Here is a 26,946-nt window from a genome sequence, read left to right as displayed (position 1 = left end):
TTAACAATTATGGCGTCAATGGCGCTTGCGGTAGTAGACCATCAGGGTGGTCAGGAGCAGGCTTCCGCCGAGCAACTGGGCGAATCGGGCTAGCCGTTCGTGAGTTTGGGGGAGTTGTCGGGGGGCTGCGGGTGAGGAGATTGGTGTGCGGCTGATTGCGGGTCGCTTGGTCGTGGCAGGTGCCGGGAAGCGTGGCCCCGTTCCCTGAGCGGCTTGGATGGCGTGGATGATTGCGGTCGCCGTTGGTAACGCCACGGGATGCGTGATCTGCGCGTTGACGTTCTCTGTCAGGGGATAACGCGCGGGTGTGACCGTGACGGTCGGCGGGGTGACTTGGGGCGCGGGTTGCGGTTTAGGCTCTGGCTGCGGTTCAGGCTTAGGTTGTGGCTGGGGTTCAGGTTCCGGGGTGGGTTCAGGTTTCGAGGGAATCAATTGATTATTCAAATGAAACACCAAATCGGCCGAGTAGCTGGACCCGGACCGCGGATCGCCGTTGGGGATGACGGAAAACCAGTAGGTCCCGTTGGGGGTGGTGGGCGTCACCGTCACAATGTATTCACCGTTCGTCTGGGTCACCTTAAAGTCGTCCGTGGCGTCATCGTCCATATCGTCGTTCGGTCTAGTGCCGGATAACCGATAAATTGTTAACGGGAAACCATTAGCGGGGGCTAAAGTCAAGGCTTGGGAGTCGTCGTCCACCGTACCCGCCGAATGGTCCCTGAGCTCACCGGTGAGGTTGTGCGTGATCAGTTGCGTGAGGTTTAGGGTAGGCTGGGTGGCCGTTGTGGTAAGCGTCCCGATGTCAAAGAACTGATCGTCGTCGATGCTGGTGTCTATGAGGGCCGTTAGAATGTGATTCTGGGCATAGTCAACTTGGCCTTTGAGGTCGCCACTCGGTAAGTAGCCGGTAAAATCGTTGTTCGTGACGGCTAGCCGGTGAACGTGAATGTCGTTATGGACGTCGGTAACGTCCGCGTGGTCCCGAACGAACCCCGGGTAAAAGTTAATGGGGCCGCTGAGGTGATTGCTGACCAGGTTGGCGTACATTAATTGGGGATATTGGTCAAAGTGGGGCAGGCCCCCCGTCAGACCTAACCCGCTTAGGGATAAATCGGTCAGTTCTGGATTTTGGGGAAGTAGCTGGTCGAGGTAGGCTTGCGCGTTGACGTTTAGGCCGAGTTCCGGGCCCACTAGGGGTTCGCCGTCGGCCGTCATGGGACTGTACTGGATGACGACCTTCTGGAGGTGGGGGGCGAACGCCAGTGACAGATGTTTAAGCTGTGTAAGGTCGACGCGTTCGGGATTTTGAAGGGAGAATTCGGTGATGTTTTTGAATTGTTCGATCCCGGTTAAATCGTGGATGAAGCCCACCTTCACTTCGGGGTAGTCCGGGAAGTCAATGTGGGGCCAGACGCCATGCTCGTCGGGACCGTCATTGGCTGGCGGGACGGGGGCCGATGGTATGGCAATATCGGGGGTTAAAATCTGGGTATTGTCGTCGGTGAGGGCGGGCACCTTATCGACGTAGTCCGCGAGGTTGTCGTCGGTAATTGTGACGTCCGGATATAGGGGTTTTCCTTCGTCTTCGTCACCAACTATAACCTTTCGGAGTTGTTCCTGAGCGACCCGTTCCAACCAAACGCGCAGGGTGTCGTCGGGAATCCAGGTTTTAGCGTTGCCCAGCTTGGCCGCGGTGGGCGCAGCTGGGGTTGGCGTGGTTGGGGCCTGACTGGCGGCCGCCCGGGGAAGCGTGACGACGGGGGCTGCTAGAGCCTGAGGGGAAAGTTTAGGTGTGGCTGTAGTTCCCGTTTCTCTATTGCGGATAATATTTGAATTAGTCTTACGAGTGTTCGCGCGGACTTGCTGGACCTGGCTGTTCGGCGTCGTCGCGGTATTCTTGGTTGGGGCGCTGGAGTTCGCGGTGGACGCATGGTTGGTCGTCGCGGTTGAACTTGACGCGGTCGTTGGGGAAAGGGGGGCGCTATTACTGGCGGCCCGGGCAATCGTCGGTTCGGTTAGTGTGCCAAGACTGAGGCTGAGAACCAGGGTGGAGACTTCAAGCCATCTTTTTCCGGCATTAGAGAACGATAAATCATGGAAAATGGGACGTTTGACGGGCATAAAACAGGATCCTCCTTGTAAAAGGGTAAAATCACAATGATGTATAGTTTATTATATGCAACGTTTCATGGTTCCATTATAGGATGCTGCGAGTTAATGGCAAGCTAAACTACTTATAAATATTATGATAAACCCTAGCGGTAAACCAAAAATCCCTTCAGCCGAGGAAGCCGAAGGGACTTTTATGAGGAGTGAGTTTCTTATGAGGGGAGAAACTCAAATTTGAGGAGTTCATCAGGTTTGAGGAGAACCTGACGAGGAATTGAATTCTCTTAGGGGGAGAGAATTCAAAAGGGGATTGGATAAAGATTTTGACTAGTAACCGTTACTGGCGAATTACTATGATGATAACTATACCCGGGAGTTGTGAATAGAAAATGGGGTAAGCCGTGACGACTTTTTGACGATTTGGTAAAGTAAATCTAAAGTCCTTAGATTCTGGTTAAGACCTACGCCGACGGTTGCTGCGGGTCGAAATACGTGTTCAAGAAGTGGACCACCCGTTGCTGGTAACGTTGCGGGTTGATCCAGAAACTCTCCGCGTGTGAGGCGTTTTTCACGATCCACAGCTGCTTAGGTGCGTGGGTCGCCGCGTAATTCTCGTAGGCCATCCCCACCGGTACGTACACGTCCTTTTCACCGTGAATGAACAGGATCGGTCGCGTGTTTTTCTTGAGTTGCCCGGTCGCCGTCACGTCGTTTAAGTAGTAGCCCAGCCGCCGCTTAGAGATGGTGGAGACCAGCGGTTCAATTGGATACTTGGGTAAATGATATTGGCGCTTCAGCAAATAGACCAGTTTGGCCTCGACACTGGAATAGCCGCAGTCGGCGATGATGGCTTTGACCTGTGGCGGGAGGCTTTCACCCGACAACATCTCCATGGTGGCCCCGCCCATCGACACGCCGAACAGGAGAATCTTCACGGGCCGGTCGCTACGGTCGATGACCTGCTGAATCCATTGCAGGTAATCCAACCGGTCCAGCCAACCGAAGCTGATGTATTTACCGGCGCTTTCGCCGTGACCCCGGTCGTCGGGTAACAACACGTTAAACCCGAGGTTGTGGTACATCTGAGCGAAATTCGCCATGGTTTCGCCGTTACCCTTGTAGCCGTGGCCGATGATTACCGTGCGGTCACTGGCGGTCTCAGCGGGGATGTATTCGGCGACCATCCGATTTCTGGCATCGTGTTCGTGCAGGTACCAGGTTTGCTTGTCGATGGCCTGGTACCAGTCGACGTAAGCGTAGTAGGCGTCCGCGTATTTCTGCTTATCCGCGGAGGTTTCGGGGACGTAGTTGACCCGTTTGAACGCGAAATTAAACAGGTGTTCACTGGCCAATAAGGCGGTTGCGGCCGCCCCCACTAAGGGGAGGGCCAAAGTTAGTTTTTTCTTCACGGGATCCGTCCTTTCTGCTTATGCAAATACCCAGTTATTATAGAAGAAGCCGCGGTGGGACACAAGCCAAGTATCACGAAAAAAGTGGGCCAAAAGGCGGTTAGCTGGTGAGCATGAACGACGGTTCGTAAGTCAGATAATCCTGGAATTGGATTACCTGACTTACGGGGTTAAGCGGAACCAGCTGCCTTTTGGCGCACGTTTCGACACCAGCCATTCGAAGACAAAAAAGTCCGAGACGATTGTCCCAGACTTCTGACTTAATCAAGGTAGAGTTCTTTCAGGGCTTCAACGTCCTTACGGGAAAAGTCGAGGACGTCACGCAGGTAATCTTGGACCCCGCCGTATTGGGTGTTGATGACCTTCATGGCGGTATCGAAGTAGTCCGGATTGACCGTGGACAGCGCCCGGATGTTGGCGATAAAGGCGTCCCCTTTACCGGCGGCTTTAGCCTGGGCTAACATCTTGTCCACCATGGGAACCACGTTTTCGTTGGTCAGCAGGTAGTCGTGCCGAATGACTTGGGGGTCGACGCCCAGGGCACTGAGCGCTAAGAAGGCGCCCATGCCGGTCCGGTCCTTACCGGCGGTGCAGTGAAACAGGACGGCCTGATCGGTCTGCTCGTTAGCTAAAAGGGTGGCCAGAAAGTCGTGGTAAGCACTTTGGGCGGTCTGTAAGGTGATCATGTTGCGGTAGACTTCCAGCATGTGCTGGTAGCCGGCCGTTCCGTCGCTAGAGAAGCGGCGTTCCAGGTCGGCTTGGCTGGCCGAAGCGTCGGTCTCGTCGCCGTCCGGGAAGACCGGTAAAAAGTGATAGGTCGCACCGGTCGGGACCTTGTCGGGGGACTGGGTTCGCTCGTCTTTGGACCGGAAGTCCACGTCGGCCACGACCCCGTAGTGTGCTAAGTAGTCTTGGTCGGCGGTCGTGAGCTTATCTAACCCCGCGGTCCGCACCAACTTGTGCCACTTCACGGTGCGCCCATCGACGGTAGGATACCCCCCGAGTTCGCGGAAGTTGAGGCCGCCCGTCACCTTTAAAATCCGACTGTTTGTCATTGTTTTACCACCCTTTCAATCAGCGTTGTTCTGGCTCTATTCTAACGGTTTTTGCGGGAATAGCCTAGTGATTCCTTTCGAGATTTCAAGCGTTTTTGGGCGAAACGCTGTATACTATCCCTAAGAGTGCGAGAAATTGACGAAGGAAAAGATAGGGTGATAGTCGTGAGCTTGCGTGGGAAATGGTTACTCTTCAAGACCCAGCACAGTCAACTCAAGCAACAGATCCAACAGGCTTTTTTACAGCCCAGTCGGCGTAACCTAGCCGTGGTGCCGGCGAAATTTCCGGCCGACATCGTGACTAAGGAACGAGAAATTTTTGGTGGCCGGATCCTGACCGCCGCGACCGGCGCCCCGTTGCCCCAACACATCATCTTATTTCATGGCGGCGCCTACACCATGCAGGGCACCGCGAGTCACCGCGAGATGATGACGGCGTTGATTCGGGAGGCCAACCTGCGAATCTCGTACGTCGATTATCCGTTGGTGCCGGAAGCCACGGTTGACGACACCCTGGGCTTTGCGGGCAATGCCTACGGGTATCTGCACGCCCAGTATCCCGACGACCAGTTCTTCTTGATGGGGGACTCGGCGGGTGGTGGCTTAGCGTTGACGCTGTTGCAGCAGTTAAAGGTCCATCAAGAAGCCTTGCCGGCCGGAACGATTCTGATCTCGCCCTGGACCGACCTGAGCATGATGAATCCGGATCTGACCGCCGCAGCCAAGCACGATCCGTACCTGACGTTGGCGACGCTGAAGAAGATTGGGTTTGAATACGCCGGCGACCATCCGGTGACCGATCCCCGGGTTAGCCCGATTTATGGTAACTTTGATGATCTGGGCCCCATTCTCCTGTATTACGGGACCAACGAGTTATTGTCGGCCGACGACCAACGCTTGGTACAGAAGTTAGAAGACGCGACGGGAACCGACTTTGCGGCCCACGCGGTGCGGTCGATGCTCCATGACTACATCCTGTGGCGTAAGTTGCCGGAGACCAAGCGGACGTTGAAGGAAATTAAACAGTTCATCTTAACCGGTGCCTTGCCGGAAGATTAGGGTGGGCTTAGCCACCTAACCGTTTTAGGTGATGAGGATTTATGACCAAGCGACCACGCTTCCAATTCAGGAAGTGTGGTCGCTTGGTCGTTAAATGGCCCCCAGTTTTTTTAGTTTCCCGGGCCAGCGCTTAGCTGGCTGGCTAATCGCTCGCTAGAGTTACTGCGAAATATCCTTAATTGTTTAAAAAGGAAACCTGCTGCCAGTTAAAAGTGCTACCCTTAATTTTAAGGAAGGGGTTTTCAATATGAAACATTATGTTCAGGGGATGTTGGCGCTGGGGTTGAGCTTAGGACTATTCGGGGGCAGCACCGCATCGGCTAGTCAACGCAATTATTCGGCGGCGCGTAGCCGTTCCGTGCGGTTAGTCTGGCGCCATTCAATGGGCCAGTATAGCTACACCGCCACGCGGGGCGCCCGGTACTCGGCTCATCTGGGGGTGCGCTACGGGGCTAACGCCGCGACACCGAACCAGGTGTGGTACACCAACGCACACGAGAAGCTCTATGATAAGGCCACGCACCGACAGCTAATTTACTATCACGTTAATAACGGCGACTACACCAGTGGTGGCTGGATCTGGCGGGGGTATCTGAAGGCCGCCCCGGTGATCCAGGGCGGCTCGAACGCCGTTAAGACGCCCGTAGCCGTGGCACCGGCGACCGTTCCTTTAGCGCGGATGAACCTAGCCGCGTTGTACCAGAGTCCGCAACATGCCGCGGTCAATCCCGCGGACGCGACCGTGATGTAGCTGTTCCCCACGGCCCGGTACGATCAACGGGTCTACGTGGCGGCGAATAGCTACCTGAACCTGGGTGACGATCGCACGGTCGGGGAGTACGATCCCACTACGGCGGCGGGGATGGCCGACTTCAAGCGCTTGTTGAACAACGTGCCCAACCGCACAGTCAAGGTCGTGACGTTCGAGGCCCAGGCACCGTACGATGCGGCGGCCATCGACCGGGCCTTAAGCCGGGTCGGCTACACCGCCAAAGTACGGGCTGGCTATCGCGGCTGGTACGTGGGCGGTGGCGTCTTAGCGATCAGCGATGACGAGGCCGATGCGGGTGAATACCCCGGTGAGGGAATCGTATTACTGGTTAAGGAATGAGACAATAGAACAGGCACCACTGCGGGTTTTTCATCGGAAATCCGTAGCGGTGCCTGTTTTAGGTTACATTCAATTAACTTAAACGTCGACGTGGTGCTTCAACCGCGAAAAGACGTGAACGTCGGCCCAGCCCATCACGGCGCCTTGCGTGACCAGTGCCCAGATGGTCCCAAAGCCGATGGCGTGCAGTTGCCCGGTGGCCCAGTAGGATAGCGCGATGATGATTACCGGGGGCAGATAGCTCGCCCACTGTGCGATGATGGCCGATCCGTGGAGAAACCGGAAGCGGATGATGTAGGACAGGTCGTCGTTGGGGTGCATGATGATGTTGCAGCGTTGATAGATCGACACGGCGAACGCCACCCCGGTGAGCCCGATGATGTCGACGATAATGCGGGCCACTAACCCCAGTTGGCCGACCCCCAGCCAGTCCCAGAAGTACCCGATCCACTCGACCAGGTAGCTAAACGGGATGATGTAGAGGAGGTTGGATACCAGGCGGCGCCGATCGAAGCGCCCCAGTAACAGCTGATTTAGGAGGGTAATCACGATGCCGTAGATGAACAGCGTGGTCCCCAGCGGCACGTGAATCCAGTTGGCTAGGTTGACCGATGATCCGGTCCACACGGCACTCCCCAGGTTGGTGGAGATGGTTAACGCGTTGGCGGCGGAGTTCAGGAAGATGGAAAAGGCCAAAAAGCGCATGCGTTGTCCAAAATCCTGCATTTTTGCCACCAGTGTCATCTCCTCGAGTTAGTCTAGTTGTTAGTCTAACCGAAAAAACGGGAAAGGGGAAGGCCCTGACGGGATTTAGCGGGTAAAATTGTTTGGGACGATAAAATAATTAACAAATGATTGGCGGAAAACTATAGTAGAATAGTAGGTGTAACGAAATTAAATATAAGCGAGGTAGAAATGATGACTGAACGGCAGTTGATTCAAGAAATTTTGAATTCCGAAGCGATTGAATACCACTTCGAAAACGTCGATGAAGACTCTAAGGAATACACGCTTTTATTAAAACGCTTGGATAAGGACGTGCGGCCCGTCGAAGAACTCAACGACGAGATTAAGCACTACTTTAAGAGTGCGGATTTTGATTACAACGAAGAGCTCCATCCTAAAGACGTGGATGCCGACATTCGCTTAACCATCAAGCGGTAATCGAGTTTTACCGGCGATTGTTAGCGGTTACCGGCCTTAAGCGTTAGGGGTTCACGGAAAGGAGACCAACTTTGGCCTCCTTTTTGCGTTAGTCTAAACTGGCTGCCTTCCGGCCCAGCCCCCACCGGCTGGAACGGGGTGGGCACGGTTTTGAGCCCCAAAGCAGGTCTCAAAAGCCGACCTTTCACTAAGTCGGATAATTCGCCGACTAAGTGAAATTTCACCCCTGAGCCAGTGGGGGCTGGACCTCCAGGCAAGATGGGATCATTCCCGTGGGTAAGCCTTTAACGTTTAGAAATGTAAATTGCTAAAATTTATGGCAAATTTGGGGAGCTGATTTCTTCTTGGCTAGGGATGAATAATGCCGATTAGTAGTAGATGATTAGCGGGGGAAGCACATCGCTAGCTCACTTTAAACGAATATTTACGAGATAGATTGGAGATACACCATGACCATTGAAGAACTGTACCACACCATGGCTCGCACGATGGGGCCACAACCCTGGTTGAAGCCGGGGACGCCCTGGGCCGAGACGCCGGTGGAAATCATGCTGGGCGCCATCCTGGTACAAAACACCAACTGGCGTAACGTCGAACCGGCTCTGCGCAACCTGAAACGCGAAACGGCCTTTGAGCCAGCGCGGTTGCGGGCGTTGACGCCAGCGACCCTTACACCCTTGATTCAAAGTAGTGGGTTTTACCGCCGTAAGGCCGCGGCCATCCTGAGCCTGGCCGCGTGGTTGGGCGAGCACGATGACGATCTGATTGCCCTCAGGCAGGGGGATGGAGCGCAGGAACGCGCCGAACTCCTGGCCATCACCGGAATCGGCAACGAGACCGCCGATTACATCTTGATGTACACGTTAGATCACGGGACCTTCATGGTCGACACCTACGCTCGGCGCTTGTTTAGCTGGCTGGGGGCGACCATGCCGAAGACCTACCCCGCGTTTCAAAAGCAAGTCCTGGCCCAATTTCCGCTGGGGCTACGCGACCGGCAGGAGTTTCACGCGCTGATCGACGAGTTCGGTAAGCGGGTCAAGACCGATAGCGACTTTGCCGCGTCGTTTCTGGCGGGACAGCACCTGACCGTTTAGTTTGGTCAGTGGGCTGGCTGCGTCGGCCAGAACAAATTTTCCCGAGTCACGCACACTTCGTGATATGATAAGTGCAGCGAATTTGAAACCGTTTCCGAAATGACGAACGGGAAACTGGAGGGAGTTTTACATATGGCACTAAAGCAGCCGGAGAACTACGTGTTAGCGATTGACCAAGGGACCAGCAGTACGCGGGCCTTTATCTTTGACCACAGCGGGCGCAAGGTGATTGAGGGGTATAAGGAAGTCCATCAGTCCTACCCGCACGCCGGTTGGGTCGAATCCGACGCCAATGAAATCTGGAACAGTGTCTTGTCGGTGATTGCCAGCGCGTTGATCGACGCGTCGATTCACCCGGAGAACATTCAAGCCATCGGGATCAGTAGCCAACGGGAAACCACGATTGTCTGGGACAAGGCCACCGGCGAACCAATCTATCCGGCCGTGGGCTGGCAGAGTCAACAGACCGCCGCGTTGGCCAAGCAATTGGCCGCTGACCACGGTGCCGAGATCCAGGCCAAGACCGGGTTGGTGGTTGACGCCTACTTTAGTGCCACCAAGATTCGGTGGATCTTAGACCACGTTGCCGGGGCCCAGGAACGCGCCGAAAAAGGTGAGTTGGCCTTCGGAACCGTCGATAGTTGGTTGGCCTGGAAATTATCGGGTGGTAAGATTCACGTGACCGACTACAGTAACGCTAGCCGGACCATGTTGTTTAACATCCACGAGTTGACCTGGGACGCCGACGTCTTGAATTGGTTGAACATTCCGGCGGCCATGTTGCCGGCCGTGAAATCCAGCTCCGAGGTCTACGGGGTCACCCAGAACTTCCAGTTCTACGGCGTCGAGGTGCCGATTGCCGGACTGATGGGGGACCAATCGGCCGCCTTACTGGGGCAACTGGCGATTAAGCCGGGGATGGTCAAGAACACTTACGGCGACGGAGCCTTTGCCATGATGAACACGGGCCACGAACCGCAAACGTCCAAGCACAACCTGCTAACCACGATTGCCTATCAGCTGGACGGCAAGGTCACCTACGCCCTCGAAGGGTCGATCCTGGTGGCCGGGACCGCGTTAGCCTGGCTACACGAGAGTTTGAAGATCATCGACAACGTGCCCGAATCGCGGCAGGCCGCCATGGCCTCGACCGATGACGACGAGGTCTACGTGGTCCCGGCCTTTAACGGGTTGGGGGCGCCGTATTGGGATCCCGATGCACGCGGGGCGGTCTTTGGTCTGACGCGCGGGAGTAACCGGAACGACTTCGTCAAGGCCACCTTGCAGTCGATTGCCTACCAGACCCGCGACGTGTTAACCACCATGACGCAGGACACCGGTATCACGATTTCCGAATTGATGGCCGACGGTGGGGCGTCGCGGAACCGCTACTTGATGCAGTTCCAGGCCGATATCTTAAACACGCCGGTCCAACGAGCGGCCGACGAAGAAACCACGGCGACGGGGGCCGCGATTGCCGCCGGGTTGGCGGTCGGCTACTGGGACAGTCTCGATGAGATCGAGCAGATCCACGCCGATGGTCGCCTGTTCGTGCCCGACATGGGTGAGGCCCGGCGGCAACGCTTGTATGCCGGGTGGCAACAAGCCGTCAAAGCCACGCGGACGTTTAAGCCCTAACGAATTTGGGGGAATTCCGTTGAAGGGGGAGGAACCATGACGCAAATCAAAGATACAACAACCAAGAAGCTGCGCAAACATTTTGCCCACTATGCCGATTGGGTCAACCAGCATAACGGCGCGGTGGTCGTTCAACGGCAACACCACGCTAATGTCGTGATGGTCTCGAAGGCCGAGTACCAGGCCTGGCAACAGACTTTGGAAGCCTGGTCGACGTTGACCCAGAATCAGGATCTGCAACGCAAGATGGACCGGCTGACTAACGATGCCGATTTAAGTGATTCGGCACCGGATAAACAGGAGTAATGAAAAGGCCGTTACCGTGGGGTAGCGGCCTTTTTGGGGACTCATAAAGCACGAAACGGACGTGATCCTCAGCTGAGAATCGCGTCCGTTTTAAGTTTATTTATATTTAGCTTCCAGGCGACTCATCCACCAGCCCAGGGCAATCCCGGCTCCGGCGGCTAATAGACTCGCGCCCCAGGTCAGCGGCGTGGCCCCGGCGTAGGAAATGCTTTCGGCTGCGTGGGCGTTGGGAATCAAGATCAGTGCGGTACTGGCGACCACCAGGCCGATGATGAAGTGGTAGACCCGCGAGTGATGGTGGTCAATCAGGTATTCGATGCCCTTCGCCAACAGGGCCATAGTGATCAGTCCCCCGATGGCGATGGGCAAGAAGACGCCCAATAGGTCGAGGTTCTTGAACCCCAGGAGCATCGGGGAGAACAGACCCAAAATCAGCAACAGGTTCGACGGGCTGAGGCCGGGCACCAGGACACCCAGGGCAATCAGACCGCCGGCCACCACGAAGCCGATGAAGTTGGCGGGTAGCGTCCCCAGGTGGCTGACGTTATACAGCCCTAGGCCCCCGACTAACAGGGTGCCCCCGAACCACAACCAATCGACCAGGTCGCGGCGCGAATGTTGCGTGGCGGTCGCGAGAAGGGCGGGAAGGGTGCCGACGATGGCTCCGGCGAAGCCCCACAAGACAATGACTTGCGCGTGGGTCAGCAGGTAGGCTAGCGGTGCGGAGAGCAGGGCCACGCCTAAGACGCCCCCGATGCCGACCGGTAGAAAGAACGGCAGGTCCTGGCGCCAGCGCTGGCGGGGATGGGCCATGAAGCCCAGCAGGCGTTCGTAGAGTCCCAGGATGGCGGCGAGCACGCCACCGGAAACGCCGGGTAGAATAAAGCCGAGGGCAATGATGATACCTTTAAAAACGCGGGTCACGAGACTGGACGTCCGTTGGGTCAACATGAGTAGGATCCTCCTTGTCAGCGAAGCGGGTAACTGAGTTTTTCCTTAGCATATCAAGGTTCACAGGGTTTATCAATTTTGAACGACGCATTTAAGCAAAACTTGAAGAATAGTTCCCACCTAAAAAGCCGCTCCTTGGCAGGAACGGCTTAGCGTTAAATGCTGAGATTAGGGTTTCCAATAGTGGGCTCGGGTGAGCAGGTCGCGCGAGCGCTCGTCGGCCGGCACGAAGCCCTGATTGAACAGGTGCTTGTAGTACATCATGTTGTAGATGGCCCCCCAGAGCAGGGCGATACCGAGTTCCAGACCGCTGGTTGCGGTGACTTGTTGATTAGCCGGCACTAGCATGTTAAATAGCATGATGGCGCCAAGTTCAACCCCCACGATACACAAAAAGTTATACCAGTCCGCGCGGAAAATCGTGGGAATCGGGTGGAACAGAAACATGGTCCATGAGAACCCAACTTTCGCGATGCGGAGGTTACCGGTTTCCGGGTTCACGACGGTGGCGTAATTCGGCGGTAAGGGCAGTCCTTGAGGGCCGTTACCGTTGTTATTGTTGTCGTCATCGTTAAAGCCCTTAAAAGGATCTTGCATGAGATTAGCCAACTTTCTAACAAAATTCGTTAATAAAAGTCTACCACGAAAGCCGTGCGTTGCCTATTATTCTATCGTTGCGACAACTTGACGACCGCTTCGCAGCGGGCCGTTTGCGGCATCATGTCGACGGATTGGATGTAGTCGACGCGGTAATCGTCGGTCAACGTATCTAAATCCTTGGCCAGCGTCGAGGGGTTGCAGGAGATGTAGACCAACTTTTGCGGGTGAATCGCTAAGATGGTGTCCATCAGGTGACCGTCCAGACCGGTGCGGGGTGGGTCGACCACGATGGCGTCCGGCCGGAACCCGGCCACGGCCCACTTAGGTAGGAGATCTTCGGCGGTGCCGACCTCGTAGTGGGCGTTGGTGATCCCGTTAAGCGCCGCGTTGGCGTTGGCGTCGGCCACGGCTTCGGGGATAACGTCCATCCCCCGGACTTCGGCGGCCACGTCGGCTAACGACAGCCCGATGGTGCCGACCCCGGAGTAGGCGTCGACCACGGTTTGACCGGGTTGCAGGTCCAGGGCCTTCTTCGCCTGGTCGTACAAGACCTCGGTCTGGGCCGGGTTGAGTTGGAGAAAGGCTCGGGCGGAAAGCTTGAAGGCCAGGCCGCCCAGCTTTTCGGTGATGGTTTCTTCACCGGCCAGGTGTTGGGTCTCCTCGCCCCAGACCAATGACGTCTTGCCCGGGTTGATGTTTTGCATCACGGAGGTCACTTGGGGCAGCTCGTCGGCCATCCGCAACAGGAGTTGGTGCTTGTGGGGCAGCTTTTTGGAGTTGGTGATGAAGGTGACCTGAACGTCGTCGGTGTTGGCGGCCGCGCGGACCACCAGCGTTTTGACGATGCCGGAGTTGTGGGCTTCGTCGTAAATCGGGACTTCTAAGTCTTGTAGCATCTTGACCAACGCGCGCATCACGGTCATGGTGACGGGCATCTGCACGGAGCAGGTGGGCAGGTCGATCAAATCGTGACTGCGTTCGGCGTATAGGCCGGCTTGGACCGTGCCATCCGCGGCTTGACGGACTTGGAACTGGGCCTTGTTACGGTAGGCGTACGGGTCGGCCATCCCCAGCGTGGGACGGACATCGTAATCCTTGAAACCATAAGGGTGGTAGCGTTCCAGCGATTGACGGACGATGTCGCGCTTGAATTCAAGTTGTTGCGGGTAGGCTAAATGTTCGAGCTCGAAGCCACCGACCTGATCGGCGTAGCTGTCGCGCGGTTCGACGCGGTACGGGCTGGCCTTGCGAATCCGGTGGACCTTGGCCCGCAAGTAACGGTGAGAGATGCTGGTGACTTCCACCACGGCTTCTTCACCGGTCAACGCGCCGGGCACGAAGACGGCCATGCGCTTGTAGTAGCCGATGCCTTCGCCGTTGATCCCCATCTTCTTGATGGTCAGCGGAAAACGTTGGCCCTCTTCGACTTCGACCTGGGGCGTGTCCCGGTGGTCGTTGCGGCGGCCCCGGCGGTAGTTGTCCCGGTAATCGTCGCGTTTTTGATAATTTCTCATTGATTTTCTCCTATATAGTGACAGTTGAAACCTATTAATCTTGACCATTATACCAAAGATTGCCGCCAGACGGGGCGGGACGCCTGCAGGACTAAAAAAATCATTAAAATGGGGCCGCTTTCATAGCTAGTCTGGGTGCTTTTGGGTACAATTAAGTTACCTATGTGGAAGACCGCTGATTTAGCCATGACTAGTGAGTAGACGGCTTAGACAAAGGTCGGACTTTGAGACCCGAATTTCGGGCTCAAAGCCGTGCCCGCTCCGTTCCAGCCCGTTGCTGACTGTTCCGGAAGCGTTTAGTCTTTCCCAACATCCAGGTATCGAAAAATTTAAGGGGGCTTGGCCATGCATCATCGTAAAGTTGCCCTGGTGACGGGTGCGTCATCGGGAATTGGCAACGCCATTGCACGGAATTTACATCGTAACGGGGTCACGGTATACGCCGGGGCTCGGCGGGTCGACCGCATGAATGATTTAGACGATTTAGGGATTACCACGGTGGCGTTGGACGTCACGGACGCCGACAGCGTGGAACAAGTGGTCGACCGGATTGTGAGTGAGACCGGGCGCATCGACATTTTAGTTAATAACGCGGGCTTCGGCCTGCTGGGCGCGCTAGAGGACGTACCCATTAAGCAGGCGCTGGGGCAGTTCGACGTGAACCTCTTCGGGGCGGCGCGGCTGATCAAGTCGGTGCTGCCGATGATGCGGCAGCAACACAGCGGCCGGATTATCAACATCACGTCGATTGACGGCAAGGTGGCGCAACCCATGGCCAGCTGGTACGTGGCGTCCAAGTTCGCCTTAGAAGGTCTCTCGGACACGCTACGGCTAGAACTCCAGCCCCACGGCATTCACGTGGCCGTCATCGAACCCGGCAGCATTCAATCCGAATGGGCCGACATCGCGGCGACCCACCTCCACGAGACCTCGGGTGACGGACCGTACGCCAAGACCGCGACCATGGCCGCGGCGATTCTGACGGCGGCCAAGCGCTACGCCAGCGAACCGCAAGTTATCGCCCGGTTGGTTGACCGCGCGGCCCTGGCCCGGCGGCCTAAGACCCGGTACCACGCCGGCACCGGGAGTCAAATCCTGTTAGCCCGGCGGTTCTTGTCCGATAAGACCATGGACCGGATCTGGCGGCTGACTGGTCAAGCGGCCCAACGAATCACCCATTAATCTAAGAATCGTTGACGTGACGCGTCAACATGCTATGCTAAAGATAACTAACACTAGGAGTGTCCGCACGCGGGCTGAGATGTGACCTTGTCGCAATTCCTTTGAACCTGTCAAGTCCAGACTTGCGAAGGGAACGTGTTTGACTGGCGACGGCCACCCGTTCACTTGACGAATGGGTGGCCGTTTTGGTGTTTTTCGGCCGGGTGAGCGGGGCACACTAGGATTAGCACAACTATCTTTGGGGGTATTTGCAACATGAAAATCAGTTTACTGGACGATTTACGGCGTCAAAATCCGATTGTGTTCAACATTTCCAACTTCGTGACGGTTCAAGACGTGGCCAACGGGATCAACGCGATTGGCGCGTCGCCCATCATGTCCGAAGAGGTCGACGAGGCCGACGAGATGGTGCAGATGTCGCAGGCGGTCTGCTTGAACCTGGGCGCCTTTACCACGCCGCAGGTTCACCAGATCAAGGTGACCGGTCAGCTGGCCAACCGGTATCATAAGCCGTTGGTGGTCGACCCGGTAGCGGTGGGGGCCGTTAAGTACCGGGCACAGGTGGCCGCAGATCTGTTTCGGGCCTTTCAGCCGGACGTGCTACGGGGGAACGCCGGTGAGATTGCGGCCTTAGCCGGGATCGACTGGCAGGCCAAGGGCATCGATGCCGGTCAAGGCACTGGTGATTTAGCCACGATTGCCGAGACCTGCGCCAAGAAGCAAAAGTGTACGGTGATCCTGTCCGGTCCGACCGACGTGATTACCGATGGGACGCGCACCGTACAGGTTATCAATGGGACCACGCTGTTCCAGACGTACGTGGGGTCCGGCGACATGCTGTCCAGTATCGTGGCGGCCTTCTGTGCGATTGAGGACGACTACTTCGAAGCGGCCCAGACCGCGTACTTGGTCTTTGCGGCCATCGGCCAACGGGTTGCCCAGGCGGACCCACAGATGGGAGCCGGCACCTTTATTATCAAATTAATGGACGCCTTGCAGCAGACCACCGTGGCCCAGATTGAGGCGGTGGCGGCCTACGAATAGGCTGAAAGGATGACAGACAAATGACAAATGAATTTCCCCAAACGCTAACCATTGCGGGGACCGACAGCGGTGGGGGCGCCGGGGTGATGGCCGATCTTAAGACCATGCAGGAACGCCACGTCTTCGGGACGGCGGTGGTCGTGGCGGTGACGGCGCAAAATACCAAGGGGGTCCAGGACTTCCTGGCCTTACCGCAGCGGCTGATCGACGAGCAGTTTGCGTCGTTGGCCGATGACTTCCAGATCCGCGCCTGCAAGACGGGGATGCTGGCCGACGCCGAACACGTCCACGGGGTCGTGGAGAATCTCAAACGCTATCATTTCGGCCCGTTGACGGTCGATCCCGTGATGATTGCCAAGGGCGGCGCGGCCTTACTCGCCGACGACGCCGTGGCGACGGTGCGTGACGAATTAATTCCGTTAGCCGACGTCTTGACGCCCAACCTACTGGAGGCCCAGCGTCTGACGGGGCTGCCCCTCGATAGCAAAGAAGAGATGGAGGCCGCGGCGGTTGAGCTACAGAACTTAGGGGCCAAGAACGTGATCATCAAGGGCGGTCACGAGACCACGCCGGATCAGGCCAGTGACTTTGTCCTGCTTGAAGACGGTCGGTCGTTTTGGCTGAGTGCCCCACGGATCGACACGGTGCGGACCCACGGCACGGGCGACACCCTGTCGTCGTGCATCACGGCCGAGCTAGCGAAGGGCGCCGACTTCGAGACGGCGATTCGCTTGGGTAAGGATTACGTCACCGCGGCCATCGCCCACCCCATCGAGGTTGGCCACGGCCACGGACCGCTGAACCATTGGGCTTACAATCAAGGGGGAACGCTATAATGTCAGTAACTTTTGAACCCGGCTTGCTCCGGGCCTACTTTGTGGCGGGCAGTCAAGACGTGCCCGGCCGAGATTTACGCGACGTGTTGGCCACCATGCTGGCGGCCGGTATCACGGCCTACCAGTTTCGCGACAAGGGGGCCAGCACGCTGACGCCCGAACAACGGCTGACGCTAGGCCGCGACCTGCGCGATCAGTGCCGGGCGGCCAACGTGCCGTTCATCGTCGACGATGACGTCGAGATGGCGCTGCAGCTAAACGCCGATGGCATTCACGTGGGTCAGAGCGACGAGCGCATTCAACAAGTCTTGGCGGCCACCGACGACCGCCAGATGTTCGTGGGATTGTCGTGTTCGACGGCGGCCGAGGTCGCTGCGGCTAACCAGATCGACGGGATTGCTTATTTGGGGAGTGGTCCCATCTACCCGACGGTCTCCAAGGACGATGCCGATCCCGTGATTGGGACGGCCGGTCTGGCTCAACTGGTGGCCCAGTCCAAGGTCCCAGTAGTGGCCATCGGCGGGGTGACCCTCGAGTCGTTACCGGCCATCGCTCAGACCGGGGCGGCCGGTGTGGCGGTGATCACGCTTTTGACCCGCCACGACCAGCCCCAGACCGCGATTCGCGCCATGCGCGCGGCGTTCACCAAACCGGCAAAATAATTGCGTTTTAGCCCGAAATAGGTTATCGTTCAGGATATTACTGAATTAAAGGGGGGTTACCTGTACCTATGAGCTTTTTAGAGCTAAAAGATATTCACAAGTCTTACTACATGAATAAAACACCCTTTCCCGTCTTAAAGGGAATCAGCCTGAAGTTCGACCGCGGCGAGTTTGTGTCGATCTTGGGCGAGTCCGGGGGTGGGAAGACCACGCTGATGAACATCATCGGTGGGTTGGACGCCCAGTACGAGGGCGACGTCCTGCTGAACGGTGAGTCGCTGCGTCACGCGTCCGTGAAGCAACTGGACACTTTCCGGCGGCAAACGATTGGGTTTATCTTCCAGAACTTTAACCTGATTAGCCACCTCAGCATCCTGGACAACGTGATGGTATCGCTACAGATGACCAAGCTCAGCCGCAAGGAGCAACGCGAGCGGGCCACCGAGTTGTTGGATCAGGTGGGGTTAAAGGAACACCGCCATAAGCACCCCAACCAACTTTCGGGGGGGCAGAAGCAACGGGTCGCCATTGCGCGGGCCTTGGCTTCGGACCCCGACATCATCATCGCTGATGAGCCTACCGGGGCACTGGATTCGCAGAACACCCAGGAAATCCTGGCGTTGATGGACGACATCGCGGCCAGCGGCAAACTGGTGATCTGTGTGACCCATTCGCAAGAGGTTGCCGACCACGGGACGCGGATCGTGCACATGGCCGATGGGGTCATCGACCGCGACGAGAACCTGAAAGACCCGTTTCCGGTTAACGACCATGCCGAGATGCCCGCGAAGCACCTGGGCTTTCTGGCGATGGTCCGCATGGCCTTACAACATATGCGCTATAACTTGGGGCGCAACCTGTTGATCATCTTCGGGGCGTCCATCGGGATTTTCAGTGTGATTCTGATGCTGGGCTTAGGTCGCGGGGTCAAGGGCTACATTAATCACGAAATCTATTCGCAGATTAAGCCTACCGCCGTTCAGGTGGCCCAGAAGACCACCAGTGAGAACCCTAAGAAAGTTGAGATGAAGACCGCCGACGTGCAGCGCTTAAAGCGGCTCGACCACGTCAAGAAGGTCCAACTGGGCTTCTACACTCAGGGGGCCCAGGTCCAACGTAACGGTACCAGTTCGACGGCGCAGATCGTCCAAACGGTCACCGACCAGATGTTGGCCAAGAGCGTCAAGAAGGGTCACACCCCCAAGACCGGTGAAGTGATGTTGTCGAAGGATTTCGCCAAGAAATTCAATAAGCAACATCCTTATCGGCTGGTGGGCAAGACGGTTAAGGTTTCCCTAACGGCCATGGATAAGCACAACATTCCGACCGTGATGACCAAGAAATTAACGGTCAGCGGGGTGACCGATGGGAGCAGTGGTCAGTTACAGACCAACCTTCAGACCATCAAGCAGATGTACCAGAGCAAGCACCTGACCTTCCGGGCCAACTTCGCGACGGTCGACATTGCTGGCTTCAGTCACGTCACTGGCGTGCAGGACAAGATCCGCGCGCTTAAGACCAGCAACGGCAAGGCCCGGTATCAGTTGACCGGGGCCGGGGCCACCGTATCGACGTTGAACACCTATATCCAGTTGGCGTTCTACGTCCTGGCCGCAATTGCCGGCATCTCGCTGCTAGTCTCCGCAATTATGATCATCGTGGTGCTCTACATCAGCGTGTCCGAACGAACCAAGGAAATCGGGATTCTGCGAGCCTTAGGGGTTCGGCGCCGCGACATCAAGAACCTGTTCTTGTCGGAAGCCTTCTTCTTGGGACTGTTCTCCAGTATCCTGGCGTTGGTCTTCACCGAATTGGTGGCGGTCTTAGCCAACAACGTCGCGACCAAGTATATTGGCTACAGCATTATTGGCATCACGGGGAACTACCTGATCTTCGGGATCGTGGTGGCGATTGTGATTAGCCTATTAGCCGCCTTGGCACCGTCGAGTCGGGCCGCCAAGCTTGATCCGATCGAAGCCTTAGCATACGAATAAACCATAAAAAAATCGTTAACGACCGGATGGCCGTTAACGATTTTTGAGTTGCCTTAGAGTTGGGTAAGATTGGAAAAACGTAACAGTTTTGAGATTACGTAACGTTGGCTAAAACGGCCATCAAAGCGGAAACAGCTCCCCCACGAGATAGGTGCAGTGGGCGAGCTGAATTCGTCATAAATTTGAGAAGCTAAGCTGACTAAGACTTAACTTTACAGCCTTAATTCTACCATGGGTGCGTCGGAAAACCAACCTAAAGATGACTGATTGGCAGATTATTTTAACAATTAAGGGCCGTGATTTTTGTCGAAAAATGGGGCTGGTCGTACGGGGTTTAAACCGTTCTTGGGGAACGCGGTTGGCGGGATTAAGACCGGCTGGGGGTTGCTGGCGGTCCGGGACAGCCCGTGACAGCGGGGGCCGTGGTCGAAAGGGGTTGCGGCGGTGAAAAGTAAGAATTTGCTGAGAACCGGCAAAGCGTGACCAATCAACGTTTAGCGGGGGTCCGATAGTTAACGGTCGCAAGTTGAATTGACGAATGACGTTTCAGGCGGTAAAGTGGGCGCAGTGGGCATCGAGAATTGGCCCACCGTGATGCGGGAGAGAACCGGATCACCGTTTACGCCGATGGCGGGGCGCGCGGTCAGAACGCGGCAAACAAGCCTTGCTATCTTGAACGTATGTTCGTATAATTAGGAGCGAGACCATCGCGGCTTTAAGGGTAGTATTCCCCCTCATCTGGGGCGACCCCCGGGTGCAACGACTAGTTTTTGCACGGTCAACTTTTGTCGTCTGATTAGCAATTGGTCACCATCACCGGGATGGTGGCCGGGAAGACCTTACCGGCGAGTGAAGCCTTTAGTGGTCGTCGCGTCTAAGTCAAGGAATCAAGTTTTCGTGGGGATGCGAAAACTTGGTTCCTTTTTGACGTACCGTCAAAAAAGAAGCTCCGGTTAACCGGAGCTTCCTGTAGTACCCGTATATGAGGTTAGAAATTCTTGGTGGTACGCATCACCTGGGCGGGACGGTTAGTGAGCAGGTAACCCGCACCGTTACTGGTGAACTGAAGGCCTTCGAACTCTCGGTGGCCGTTCAGGTTCGTGGCTTCGACGTCTTTGGCCTTGAGGTGGCCCAGCTTGCTAACGGGGATCGAGGAGATACTGCCGTCGCTGATGAAGTATAGCCGGTTGCGCTGGGCATTATACGCTAACGACTGACTCTTGGTCCCGGGGTTATGGCGCAACCCCTGCATGATGAGGTGGAAGCGCACGGATTTACTGTGAATCTTCCCTTGATAGATTTTGACGCTACCCTTGGGTGCCCACCCACCATTGGAATAGGTGTAGAAGTAGGCGTTGCCGTGTTTGTCGAAGGTCAGGTTTTCGCCCATCGGGACCGTGCTCTTCAGGGTAAAGTTGATCCGCTTGACGGGTTTTAAGGTTTTGGTGCTGACCTGTTGGACGTTACTGTGGATGGCCGTAGCCCCCACGAACCAGAGTTGGCCGTTCTTAGGGTTACGGGCAAGCGATTGGCCGTGACCACAGGCGAATTCGGGTCCGACCTTGACGTTCTTGATGATGGCCTTATCCCGGGCCGTTAGGGTGTGTTGGCGTTGGTCCTTGAAGGCCAGAGCTAACGCGCCCGAGGTTGCTCCCAACTTCCGTAGGGCGGTCAGGTTATACTTGGCGATGAAGCCGCGGTCGTTATGCTGCGTGCTCAGCACGTACATGGTACTGCCGGTCTTGGTCATGACCAGACTCTGTGGGTTTTGCCAACCGGTTTGGTCGGGTAATAACAGGTTGGTCTTAAAACCGACCCGTTTACCCCGAATGCTGGTCAAAGTTGACCCTTGACCGGTAAAACTATAGCGTTTGACGGATAGATTCCGGTTGTTGACCGTCCGATACTTGGCGACGTTGTAATTTGCCAGCGCGTTGCCGTGTTGCGTATACGTCTTGGCGGCCGCCGTGGTCCCCGAGCCCCCGATGGCGAAAAGAACGGCTGCCGTGGCGGTAAGCCAGGGTAACCAGGTTGTTGACTGCATGAAATCCCCACTCCTTCTTAATGATAAACTTCTCACAATCTATTTATACCACGAATAGTCAAAAAAATAAAATTTCCGTCGACCCAACTGTCGCTAAAATTAACGGTAAACGGGTCGGATTGACTGGTTCCGGCACCCAGCCGTCCCGGCGAAGAAACCGTTCTTATGATTAGACCCGTAAATTGAGAGCGGCTATCAGCCAGTGGCGGGGGTGAAAACGGCCATTAGACGGGTCTAGACCGGTTTGATAACTTAGAAGCTGTTCCCTTGAGGGGACAAAATCTAGTTGGAAATGAGGAATTTATATTGAGAGACGCACAGGATGCTTTCAAATTCTTGTTTACGGGTGACCACGAGGTCATTCTCCACGCCGCGCTGAAGAAGTTACACCTTTCACCGCTCCACGCGGACTATGATGATTACCTGCAGGAAAGTCGCCTCTTATTTCTCAAGGTGTACCAGCGCTTCCCCGATGATCCGCTGGAAAAGCCCCATCAATTCTTGGCCTACGCGCAGCAGAAAATCTACTGGACCATCCTGGATCGGTTGCGGAAGGAACGGCGGCAGAATCAGTACCGCGCGGACGGGGATCACGCCGCGTTGCTAGCGGAATTACCCAACACCGGCGACCTCCAACGAGACCTGGAGGTGCGCTTGTATCAGGCGCGCCTGTTACGGTTGATTCGCGAGGAGGGGACGCTGGGCGAGTGGACCTATCTGAACGGCACGTTGGTCAATCACCTGACGGCCGCGGAGATTGCGCGGCGCTGTCAGGTCAGCCGGCAGACCGTGTTACGGTGGCGCAAGACGCTGGTAAACCGGCTGCGGCGTCAAAATTTTTGGCCGGATTGGAATTAGGGGGTGACAACCCCACCCGCAATTTCGTTAGTAAGAGTGTAAGGGTTGGCCAGCCGACTTACACACCATAACTTTGAGAGGGGTCACAACAATGACTAAGACTTGGTTAAAAACATCCATCACTTTTCTACTGGGGACCGACGCGACGCACCCCGCCCGGATTGTTCTGAACAACGGGGTGAGTGCACCGGAGCCGGAACAGATCGAAGCGTTTGGGGGCTATTTAGCCGGTTTGACGGGTCTGCCGTTCATCCGCGCCAACGTTACGACGCAAAACACCGTCGCCTAAGGATCTAAGAGGGGGAAATTAACTTATGAAAGCTTTAGAGTTAACGTTCAAGGGGACCGATCATCGGATTAAGAACTTACGTTTGAAGTACGTTAACGCCGATCTGACGGCCGACGAAGCCCTCGAATTGATGGGCAAGATGGCCGCAACTAAGCTGTTTGCGAAGCAGGACGTGGAACTCTACGCCACGCCGGTGAGCGCGACCGTGGTTGAGACCACGAAGACGCCGCTGCCCGCCGCCCAAGCCTAACTTATTCTTTCCGTGCAACGTAAAGGACGCAGGTTCCCAGCTGGGGGCCTGCGTTTTTTGCGTTGCGGCCGAGTTAGGGTGATAAATCCAGTATGCTGGAAGAAATTCGAAATTCGGGAGGCGTTAGACAAGATGCGCAAAGTTGGCAAGTGGATTGTGGCCGTGGTCGTAGTGGTCGGACTGAGCTGGGTGCCGTTAACGGGTCATTCGACGGTGCGAGCGCCCGAACGGGTCCCCAGTAAGGGCCTGATCTTAGACGTTGCCCGGCAGTATTACTCGGTGGCGTCCATCAAGCAGTTCATTGACCAGATTCACGCGGGGGGTGGCAGCTTCCTGCAGCTGCACCTCACGGATGATTCGCGGTACGGGGTGGAAAGTCGGCTACTGGGCCAGACCACGCAGCGGGCCATCAAGCGGGGGCAGACCTACTATAACCGCCGGACCAAGCTGGCGTTTTTAAGCAAACGACAACTGCGCACCCTGGTGGTGTACGGTCACCAGCGTGGCGTCGAGGTGATCCCCGAGATCGATACGCCGGGTCATAGCCGGGCGTTGATCAAGCTGTTGCGCCAGTCGAGCCGGTCTAACCGGCAGCTGGTCCGCCGGATCGCCGTGGACGGGGAATTGGATATGGCCCACCCGCAGACCCTGAATCTGGTCAAGCGGCTCTTGCACGAGTACACCGGCCTGCTGTACCGCAACCAGCACGTGGGGCTGGGGGGCGACGAGTATCGCGCGGCCCAGGCCACCACGTCGCCGACCATGTTGCGGTACACCAACGGGCTCAACCGTGATTTAAATCGCCGCCACCTGCGCGCAACGCTCTGGAATGACGGCATCTTAAGGGCGGACCTACCGCGCTTGGACAATAACGTGCTGGTCCTGTACTGGAGCTACGACGGCCAGCCCGATGATCCGCAGGACGTGCCCCGCCGCCGGGCCCGCCGAGCGAGCTTGCTGGACCTGAACGCGGCGGGTTTTCAGACCATCAACGCGAACTATTCGTACCTGTACCTGATTACCAATCCCAAGATGTTTTTACCGGCCAACGTGGACTTCTGGCAAAAGGACCTGGACGCGCATTGGACCAACGCCATCTGGGATAATTGGGACCACAGTACGCCGGCGCTGAGTCGGCTCAATATCGGGTCGGCGCTTTCCATCTGGGGGGACGGCCACCGGACTTACAGCCAGGCCGAGATCTTGCGGCAGACCCGGCCATTTTTGACCACGTACTTTCAGCACGGCAACGAGTAAGGGAAAACACAAAAGTGACCATGATTCCTGGATTGGGAATCATGGTCACTTTGACGTTCTAAGCCGTGAGCGTTACACGGCGCCCGGGTGTCGCAGGACTTTCTCGGGGTACTTGGTGGTGACGTAGGTGGTGATGGCGTCGATCATCTTGGCGGTCGACGGGGCCTTAGCCTGGGCGCTGTTGACCACCAGGCAGATGGTCCGGTAGAAGCGCGTGTCGAACGGGTAAACGTTGACGTCACCGCTGATGCGTTGGAGCGCTAACTCCGGTAGGATGCCCATGTCCATGCCGGCCTCGACCATGGCCAGGATCGACTGGTCGTCGATGGAGAAGCGCAGAGCGTTAGGCTGGATGCGGTAGTGGTCGAGTGCCGCCTTGGTGTCCTTATCGTAGTCGCCCCGTTGCAGGATGAAGTTCTGCTTGACCAGGTCGGCCGCCGTCACCGTGGTTCGGTTGGCGGGGATGAAGTCGGCCGGGGTGATGCAATAGATCTCGTCTTTGATCAGCGGCAGGATCGTCAGCTTCTCGTTGACCGGCAGCGCGGAGAACCCCAGGTCGAGCCGCCCGGTCTTGACGGCCGCGGCGATCTCGGTGAAGTCGGCCTGCTCGACGTTGATGGCGATGTCCGGGTAGTCCTGCTTGAAGTTCTGGATGATGGGTGGCAGCCAGTTGATGCACACGGACGAGAAGGCGCCCAGACGCACGGACCCGGCGTTTAGCCCCTTGATGTTGGCCGCGGCCTGTTCTAGCCGTTCCTCGGCGTTGATGATGGCCTGGATCAGCGGTTGAACGGACTTGCCGTCGGGAGTCAGCTCGACGCCCGAGCGGGTCCGGATGAACAGGCTAAAGCCCAGTTCCTTTTCCAGCTGGTTGACCGAGTGGCTGATGGCGGACGGCGTGACGTTTAGGATCTGCGCCGCCCGGTAAAAGGTGTGTTCTTGAATGATGGCTTGAAAAACGCGGTAGGCGAATGGCAGCAAGCCGGCCACCTCCTTGGTTAAAATGAATTACTTTCACGTAAACTTAGCATACATGAATTGTACTTTTTTTCAAAGGTATTCTATCATATTAGTTAGTTGGGTGATAGTCAACTTCTGAGGTTTGACCGGTTGAACCGGATTCGCCGGCCCGAAAGGAGAGCTAAATCATGAAAAATTTACTGGCGACACGCGCTAATCCCGATGTGTCTTCGGCCCTGGCGGGGTTATTCCCCCACGATACCAGCGACCAGGCCATCTCGTTTGCCCCGGGCAGTCCGAATCAACAACTGTTCCCGGTCGCCGCGATGCAAGCAGCCTTCAACACGGCCATCGACCAGGCCGGGGCGGGCCTGTTTCAGTACCAGACCGCGCAGGGGAACGCGACCCTGCGCCAACAACTGGCCGACCGGATTCATAAGTGGGGACAAGTGACCACCACGGCCGACAACGTGGTCTTAACGGTTGGCGGCCAACAGGGGATCGACCTGGTGGCCAAGGCCCTCTTGAATCCCGGGGACGAACTGGCGGTGGAGACACCGGCCTATATCGGGGCCCTGGCGGCCTTCGATCTGTACCAACCCCGGTATCACGCGGTGCCGTTGACCACGGACGGGATTGATCTGAACGCCCTGGAGGACACGTTGCGCCGGCACCCCAAGATTAAGCTACTCTACACGGTGCCGGACTACCACAATCCGACGGGGATTACCATGAGCACGACCAAGCGTCAACAGCTGGTCGCGCTGGCGAACCAATACGACTTCGTGATTCTGGAAGACACACCGTACCGCGACCTGGGGTACGAACACGCGCCCCTACCGGCCATCAAGAGCTTCGATACCCAGGGCCGGGTGATCTTTCTGTCGAGTTTCTCGAAAATCCTGATGCCGGGCTTGCGGACCGGGTGGCTGGTGGCCGACGGGGACTTGTTGGCCGCCATCTTGAAGGTGCGGCTGGCCTCGGACCTGGAGGCCAATAACGTGGTGCACGCGGCGATTGCGGCGTACTTAACGGCTAACGACCTAGATGAACACATCCAAAACCTCACGCAGCATTACCGGCGCCAGCGCGACGCCATGGTGCACGCGCTAGCCGCCTACTTCCCGGAGGAGGTCCAATATACGCGGCCGGCCGGGGGCTTCTTCGACTGGGTCACGTTACCGGCGGACCTGGATGCGGGGGAACTGCTGACGCACACGATTCAGCCCCAGGCTCACATCACCTACGTGCCGGCAACCAACTTCTACCCTAACCGTGACGTGCATAACGCGTTGCGCCTGAGCTACAGCGGCTTGGCACCCCAAGCGATCGACGCGGGGATGCGGCGATTGGGGGACGAACTCAAGGCGGCCATCCACGCGACCCATCCGGTGGTCTAATAATAGGAAAAGATTAACCGCGCTGGTTGTGAGGGTTTCGCGGCCGGCCCGGCGTGATAACCGAATTAGCAATTTCAAACGAGCGTTATCCCGTAGCATCGGGGTAACGCTCATTTGCTGGTTAGGCCCTGCGGCGGCGGGCGAAAAAAATAGCGGC

At 56.7% G+C, this 26,946-nt stretch carries 26 protein-coding genes and 1 riboswitch; of the genes, 17 read left to right on the top strand and 9 right to left on the bottom strand.

What is annotated here, in order from left to right:
* Positions 1 to 15: 15 nt before the first annotated feature.
* The 3 genes from RI501_RS11550 to RI501_RS11540 form a co-directional block, all read right to left on the bottom strand.
* Complete coding sequence (locus tag RI501_RS11550) at positions 16 to 2,121, bottom strand: hypothetical protein (protein ID WP_313822747.1); 2,106 nt, start codon at positions 2,119 to 2,121, stop codon at positions 16 to 18.
* 449 nt (positions 2,122 to 2,570) lie between these two features.
* On the bottom strand, positions 2,571 to 3,518 hold the full coding sequence (locus RI501_RS11545; RefSeq protein WP_396442526.1) for an alpha/beta hydrolase: 948 nt from the start codon (positions 3,516 to 3,518) through the stop codon (positions 2,571 to 2,573).
* A gap of 260 nt (positions 3,519 to 3,778) precedes the next feature.
* Complete coding sequence (locus RI501_RS11540) at positions 3,779 to 4,573, bottom strand: tyrosine-protein phosphatase (protein WP_313822745.1); 795 nt, start codon at positions 4,571 to 4,573, stop codon at positions 3,779 to 3,781.
* 165 nt (positions 4,574 to 4,738) lie between these two features.
* On the opposite strand from RI501_RS11540, the gene RI501_RS11535 reads away from it, so the two are divergent.
* The 3 genes from RI501_RS11535 to RI501_RS11525 all read left to right on the top strand — a co-directional run bounded on the left by RI501_RS11535 (position 4,739) and on the right by RI501_RS11525 (position 6,743).
* A complete protein-coding gene (locus RI501_RS11535; RefSeq protein ID WP_313822743.1) occupies positions 4,739 to 5,632 on the top strand; it encodes an alpha/beta hydrolase in 894 nt (297 codons plus the stop codon).
* 247 nt (positions 5,633 to 5,879) lie between these two features.
* A complete protein-coding gene (locus RI501_RS11530) occupies positions 5,880 to 6,383 on the top strand; it encodes a hypothetical protein (RefSeq protein ID WP_313822741.1) in 504 nt (167 codons plus the stop codon).
* Positions 6,384 to 6,419: 36 nt separating this feature from the next.
* Positions 6,420 to 6,743 (top strand): hypothetical protein, encoded by a 324-nt coding sequence (locus RI501_RS11525; protein ID WP_313822739.1) that lies wholly within the window; start codon positions 6,420 to 6,422, stop codon positions 6,741 to 6,743.
* Between the two features lie 78 nt (positions 6,744 to 6,821).
* Here the strand turns inward: RI501_RS11525 and RI501_RS11520 are convergent, their stop codons facing one another.
* Positions 6,822 to 7,478, bottom strand: a complete 657-nt coding sequence (locus tag RI501_RS11520) for a hypothetical protein (RefSeq protein ID WP_313822737.1) — start codon at positions 7,476 to 7,478, stop codon at positions 6,822 to 6,824.
* 183 nt (positions 7,479 to 7,661) lie between these two features.
* On the opposite strand from RI501_RS11520, the gene RI501_RS11515 reads away from it, so the two are divergent.
* The 4 genes from RI501_RS11515 (at position 7,662) to RI501_RS11500 (ending at position 10,948) form a co-directional block, all read left to right on the top strand.
* A complete protein-coding gene (locus RI501_RS11515) occupies positions 7,662 to 7,907 on the top strand; it encodes a hypothetical protein (RefSeq protein WP_057733444.1) in 246 nt (81 codons plus the stop codon).
* Between the two features lie 449 nt (positions 7,908 to 8,356).
* Positions 8,357 to 9,004, top strand: coding sequence for an endonuclease III domain-containing protein (locus tag RI501_RS11510; RefSeq protein ID WP_313822734.1), 648 nt, complete (start codon positions 8,357 to 8,359; stop codon positions 9,002 to 9,004).
* Between the two features lie 132 nt (positions 9,005 to 9,136).
* Entirely contained in the window at positions 9,137 to 10,642 is a 1,506-nt protein-coding gene (gene glpK, locus RI501_RS11505) for a glycerol kinase GlpK (protein WP_313822732.1), read from the top strand.
* Between the two features lie 36 nt (positions 10,643 to 10,678).
* A complete protein-coding gene (locus RI501_RS11500) occupies positions 10,679 to 10,948 on the top strand; it encodes a type II toxin-antitoxin system Phd/YefM family antitoxin (RefSeq protein ID WP_313822731.1) in 270 nt (89 codons plus the stop codon).
* Positions 10,949 to 11,044: 96 nt separating this feature from the next.
* Here the strand turns inward: RI501_RS11500 and RI501_RS11495 are convergent, their stop codons facing one another.
* The 3 genes from RI501_RS11495 to rlmD form a co-directional block, all read right to left on the bottom strand.
* Positions 11,045 to 11,899, bottom strand: a complete 855-nt coding sequence (locus tag RI501_RS11495) for a DUF368 domain-containing protein (RefSeq protein ID WP_313822729.1) — start codon at positions 11,897 to 11,899, stop codon at positions 11,045 to 11,047.
* Between the two features lie 168 nt (positions 11,900 to 12,067).
* A complete protein-coding gene (locus RI501_RS11490; RefSeq protein ID WP_313822728.1) occupies positions 12,068 to 12,496 on the bottom strand; it encodes a DUF2628 domain-containing protein in 429 nt (142 codons plus the stop codon).
* A gap of 71 nt (positions 12,497 to 12,567) precedes the next feature.
* Complete coding sequence (rlmD, locus tag RI501_RS11485; protein ID WP_313822726.1) at positions 12,568 to 14,013, bottom strand: 23S rRNA (uracil(1939)-C(5))-methyltransferase RlmD; 1,446 nt, start codon at positions 14,011 to 14,013, stop codon at positions 12,568 to 12,570.
* A 345-nt stretch (positions 14,014 to 14,358) separates the two neighbouring features.
* On the opposite strand from rlmD, the gene RI501_RS11480 reads away from it, so the two are divergent.
* From RI501_RS11480 to RI501_RS11460, 5 genes are all read left to right on the top strand, one after another.
* A complete protein-coding gene (locus tag RI501_RS11480) occupies positions 14,359 to 15,195 on the top strand; it encodes an oxidoreductase (protein WP_313822724.1) in 837 nt (278 codons plus the stop codon).
* A 45-nt stretch (positions 15,196 to 15,240) separates the two neighbouring features.
* Positions 15,241 to 15,346: riboswitch (TPP riboswitch) on the top strand.
* Positions 15,347 to 15,450: 104 nt separating this feature from the next.
* The gene (gene thiM, locus RI501_RS11475) at positions 15,451 to 16,239 is read left to right on the top strand and encodes a hydroxyethylthiazole kinase (RefSeq protein WP_313822722.1); all 789 of its coding nucleotides are present in this window, start codon (positions 15,451 to 15,453) and stop codon (positions 16,237 to 16,239) included.
* Positions 16,240 to 16,259: 20 nt separating this feature from the next.
* Positions 16,260 to 17,075 (top strand): bifunctional hydroxymethylpyrimidine kinase/phosphomethylpyrimidine kinase, encoded by an 816-nt coding sequence (thiD, locus tag RI501_RS11470; RefSeq protein WP_313822720.1) that lies wholly within the window; start codon positions 16,260 to 16,262, stop codon positions 17,073 to 17,075.
* Complete coding sequence (gene thiE, locus RI501_RS11465; RefSeq protein ID WP_313822717.1) at positions 17,075 to 17,737, top strand: thiamine phosphate synthase; 663 nt, start codon at positions 17,075 to 17,077, stop codon at positions 17,735 to 17,737. Before thiD ends, thiE begins: the two co-directional genes overlap by 1 nt.
* A 68-nt stretch (positions 17,738 to 17,805) precedes the next feature.
* Positions 17,806 to 19,731: an ABC transporter ATP-binding protein/permease gene (locus tag RI501_RS11460; protein WP_313822715.1), complete on the top strand. Its 1,926-nt coding sequence runs from the start codon at positions 17,806 to 17,808 to the stop codon at positions 19,729 to 19,731.
* 988 nt (positions 19,732 to 20,719) lie between these two features.
* On the opposite strand, the gene RI501_RS11455 is transcribed toward RI501_RS11460, so the two are convergent.
* Complete coding sequence (locus tag RI501_RS11455) at positions 20,720 to 21,775, bottom strand: hypothetical protein (RefSeq protein WP_313822713.1); 1,056 nt, start codon at positions 21,773 to 21,775, stop codon at positions 20,720 to 20,722.
* 306 nt (positions 21,776 to 22,081) lie between these two features.
* On the opposite strand from RI501_RS11455, the gene RI501_RS11450 reads away from it, so the two are divergent.
* The 4 genes from RI501_RS11450 (at position 22,082) to RI501_RS11435 (ending at position 24,429) form a co-directional block, all read left to right on the top strand.
* Positions 22,082 to 22,633 (top strand): sigma-70 family RNA polymerase sigma factor, encoded by a 552-nt coding sequence (locus tag RI501_RS11450; protein ID WP_313822711.1) that lies wholly within the window; start codon positions 22,082 to 22,084, stop codon positions 22,631 to 22,633.
* A gap of 91 nt (positions 22,634 to 22,724) precedes the next feature.
* Positions 22,725 to 22,922, top strand: a complete 198-nt coding sequence (locus tag RI501_RS11445; protein WP_313822709.1) for a hypothetical protein — start codon at positions 22,725 to 22,727, stop codon at positions 22,920 to 22,922.
* Positions 22,923 to 22,947: 25 nt separating this feature from the next.
* Positions 22,948 to 23,172, top strand: a complete 225-nt coding sequence (locus RI501_RS11440) for a DUF2922 domain-containing protein (RefSeq protein ID WP_313822707.1) — start codon at positions 22,948 to 22,950, stop codon at positions 23,170 to 23,172.
* A 132-nt stretch (positions 23,173 to 23,304) separates the two neighbouring features.
* A complete protein-coding gene (locus RI501_RS11435; protein ID WP_313822705.1) occupies positions 23,305 to 24,429 on the top strand; it encodes a family 20 glycosylhydrolase in 1,125 nt (374 codons plus the stop codon).
* A gap of 72 nt (positions 24,430 to 24,501) precedes the next feature.
* Here RI501_RS11435 and RI501_RS11430 read toward each other — a convergent pair whose 3' ends face one another.
* Positions 24,502 to 25,410: a LysR family transcriptional regulator gene (locus tag RI501_RS11430; protein WP_313822703.1), complete on the bottom strand. Its 909-nt coding sequence runs from the start codon at positions 25,408 to 25,410 to the stop codon at positions 24,502 to 24,504.
* Between the two features lie 167 nt (positions 25,411 to 25,577).
* Here RI501_RS11430 and RI501_RS11425 point away from each other — a divergent pair, with 167 nt between their 5' ends.
* Positions 25,578 to 26,789, top strand: coding sequence for an aminotransferase-like domain-containing protein (locus RI501_RS11425; RefSeq protein WP_313822701.1), 1,212 nt, complete (start codon positions 25,578 to 25,580; stop codon positions 26,787 to 26,789).
* Positions 26,790 to 26,946: the final 157 nt, after the last annotated feature.

This window comes from Levilactobacillus zymae, assembly GCF_032190635.1.
GTDB lineage: Bacteria > Bacillota > Bacilli > Lactobacillales > Lactobacillaceae > Levilactobacillus > Levilactobacillus zymae_A.
Note: the sequence above shows the minus strand (reverse complement) of the source record. Positions and strands in the feature narration are given on the sequence as shown.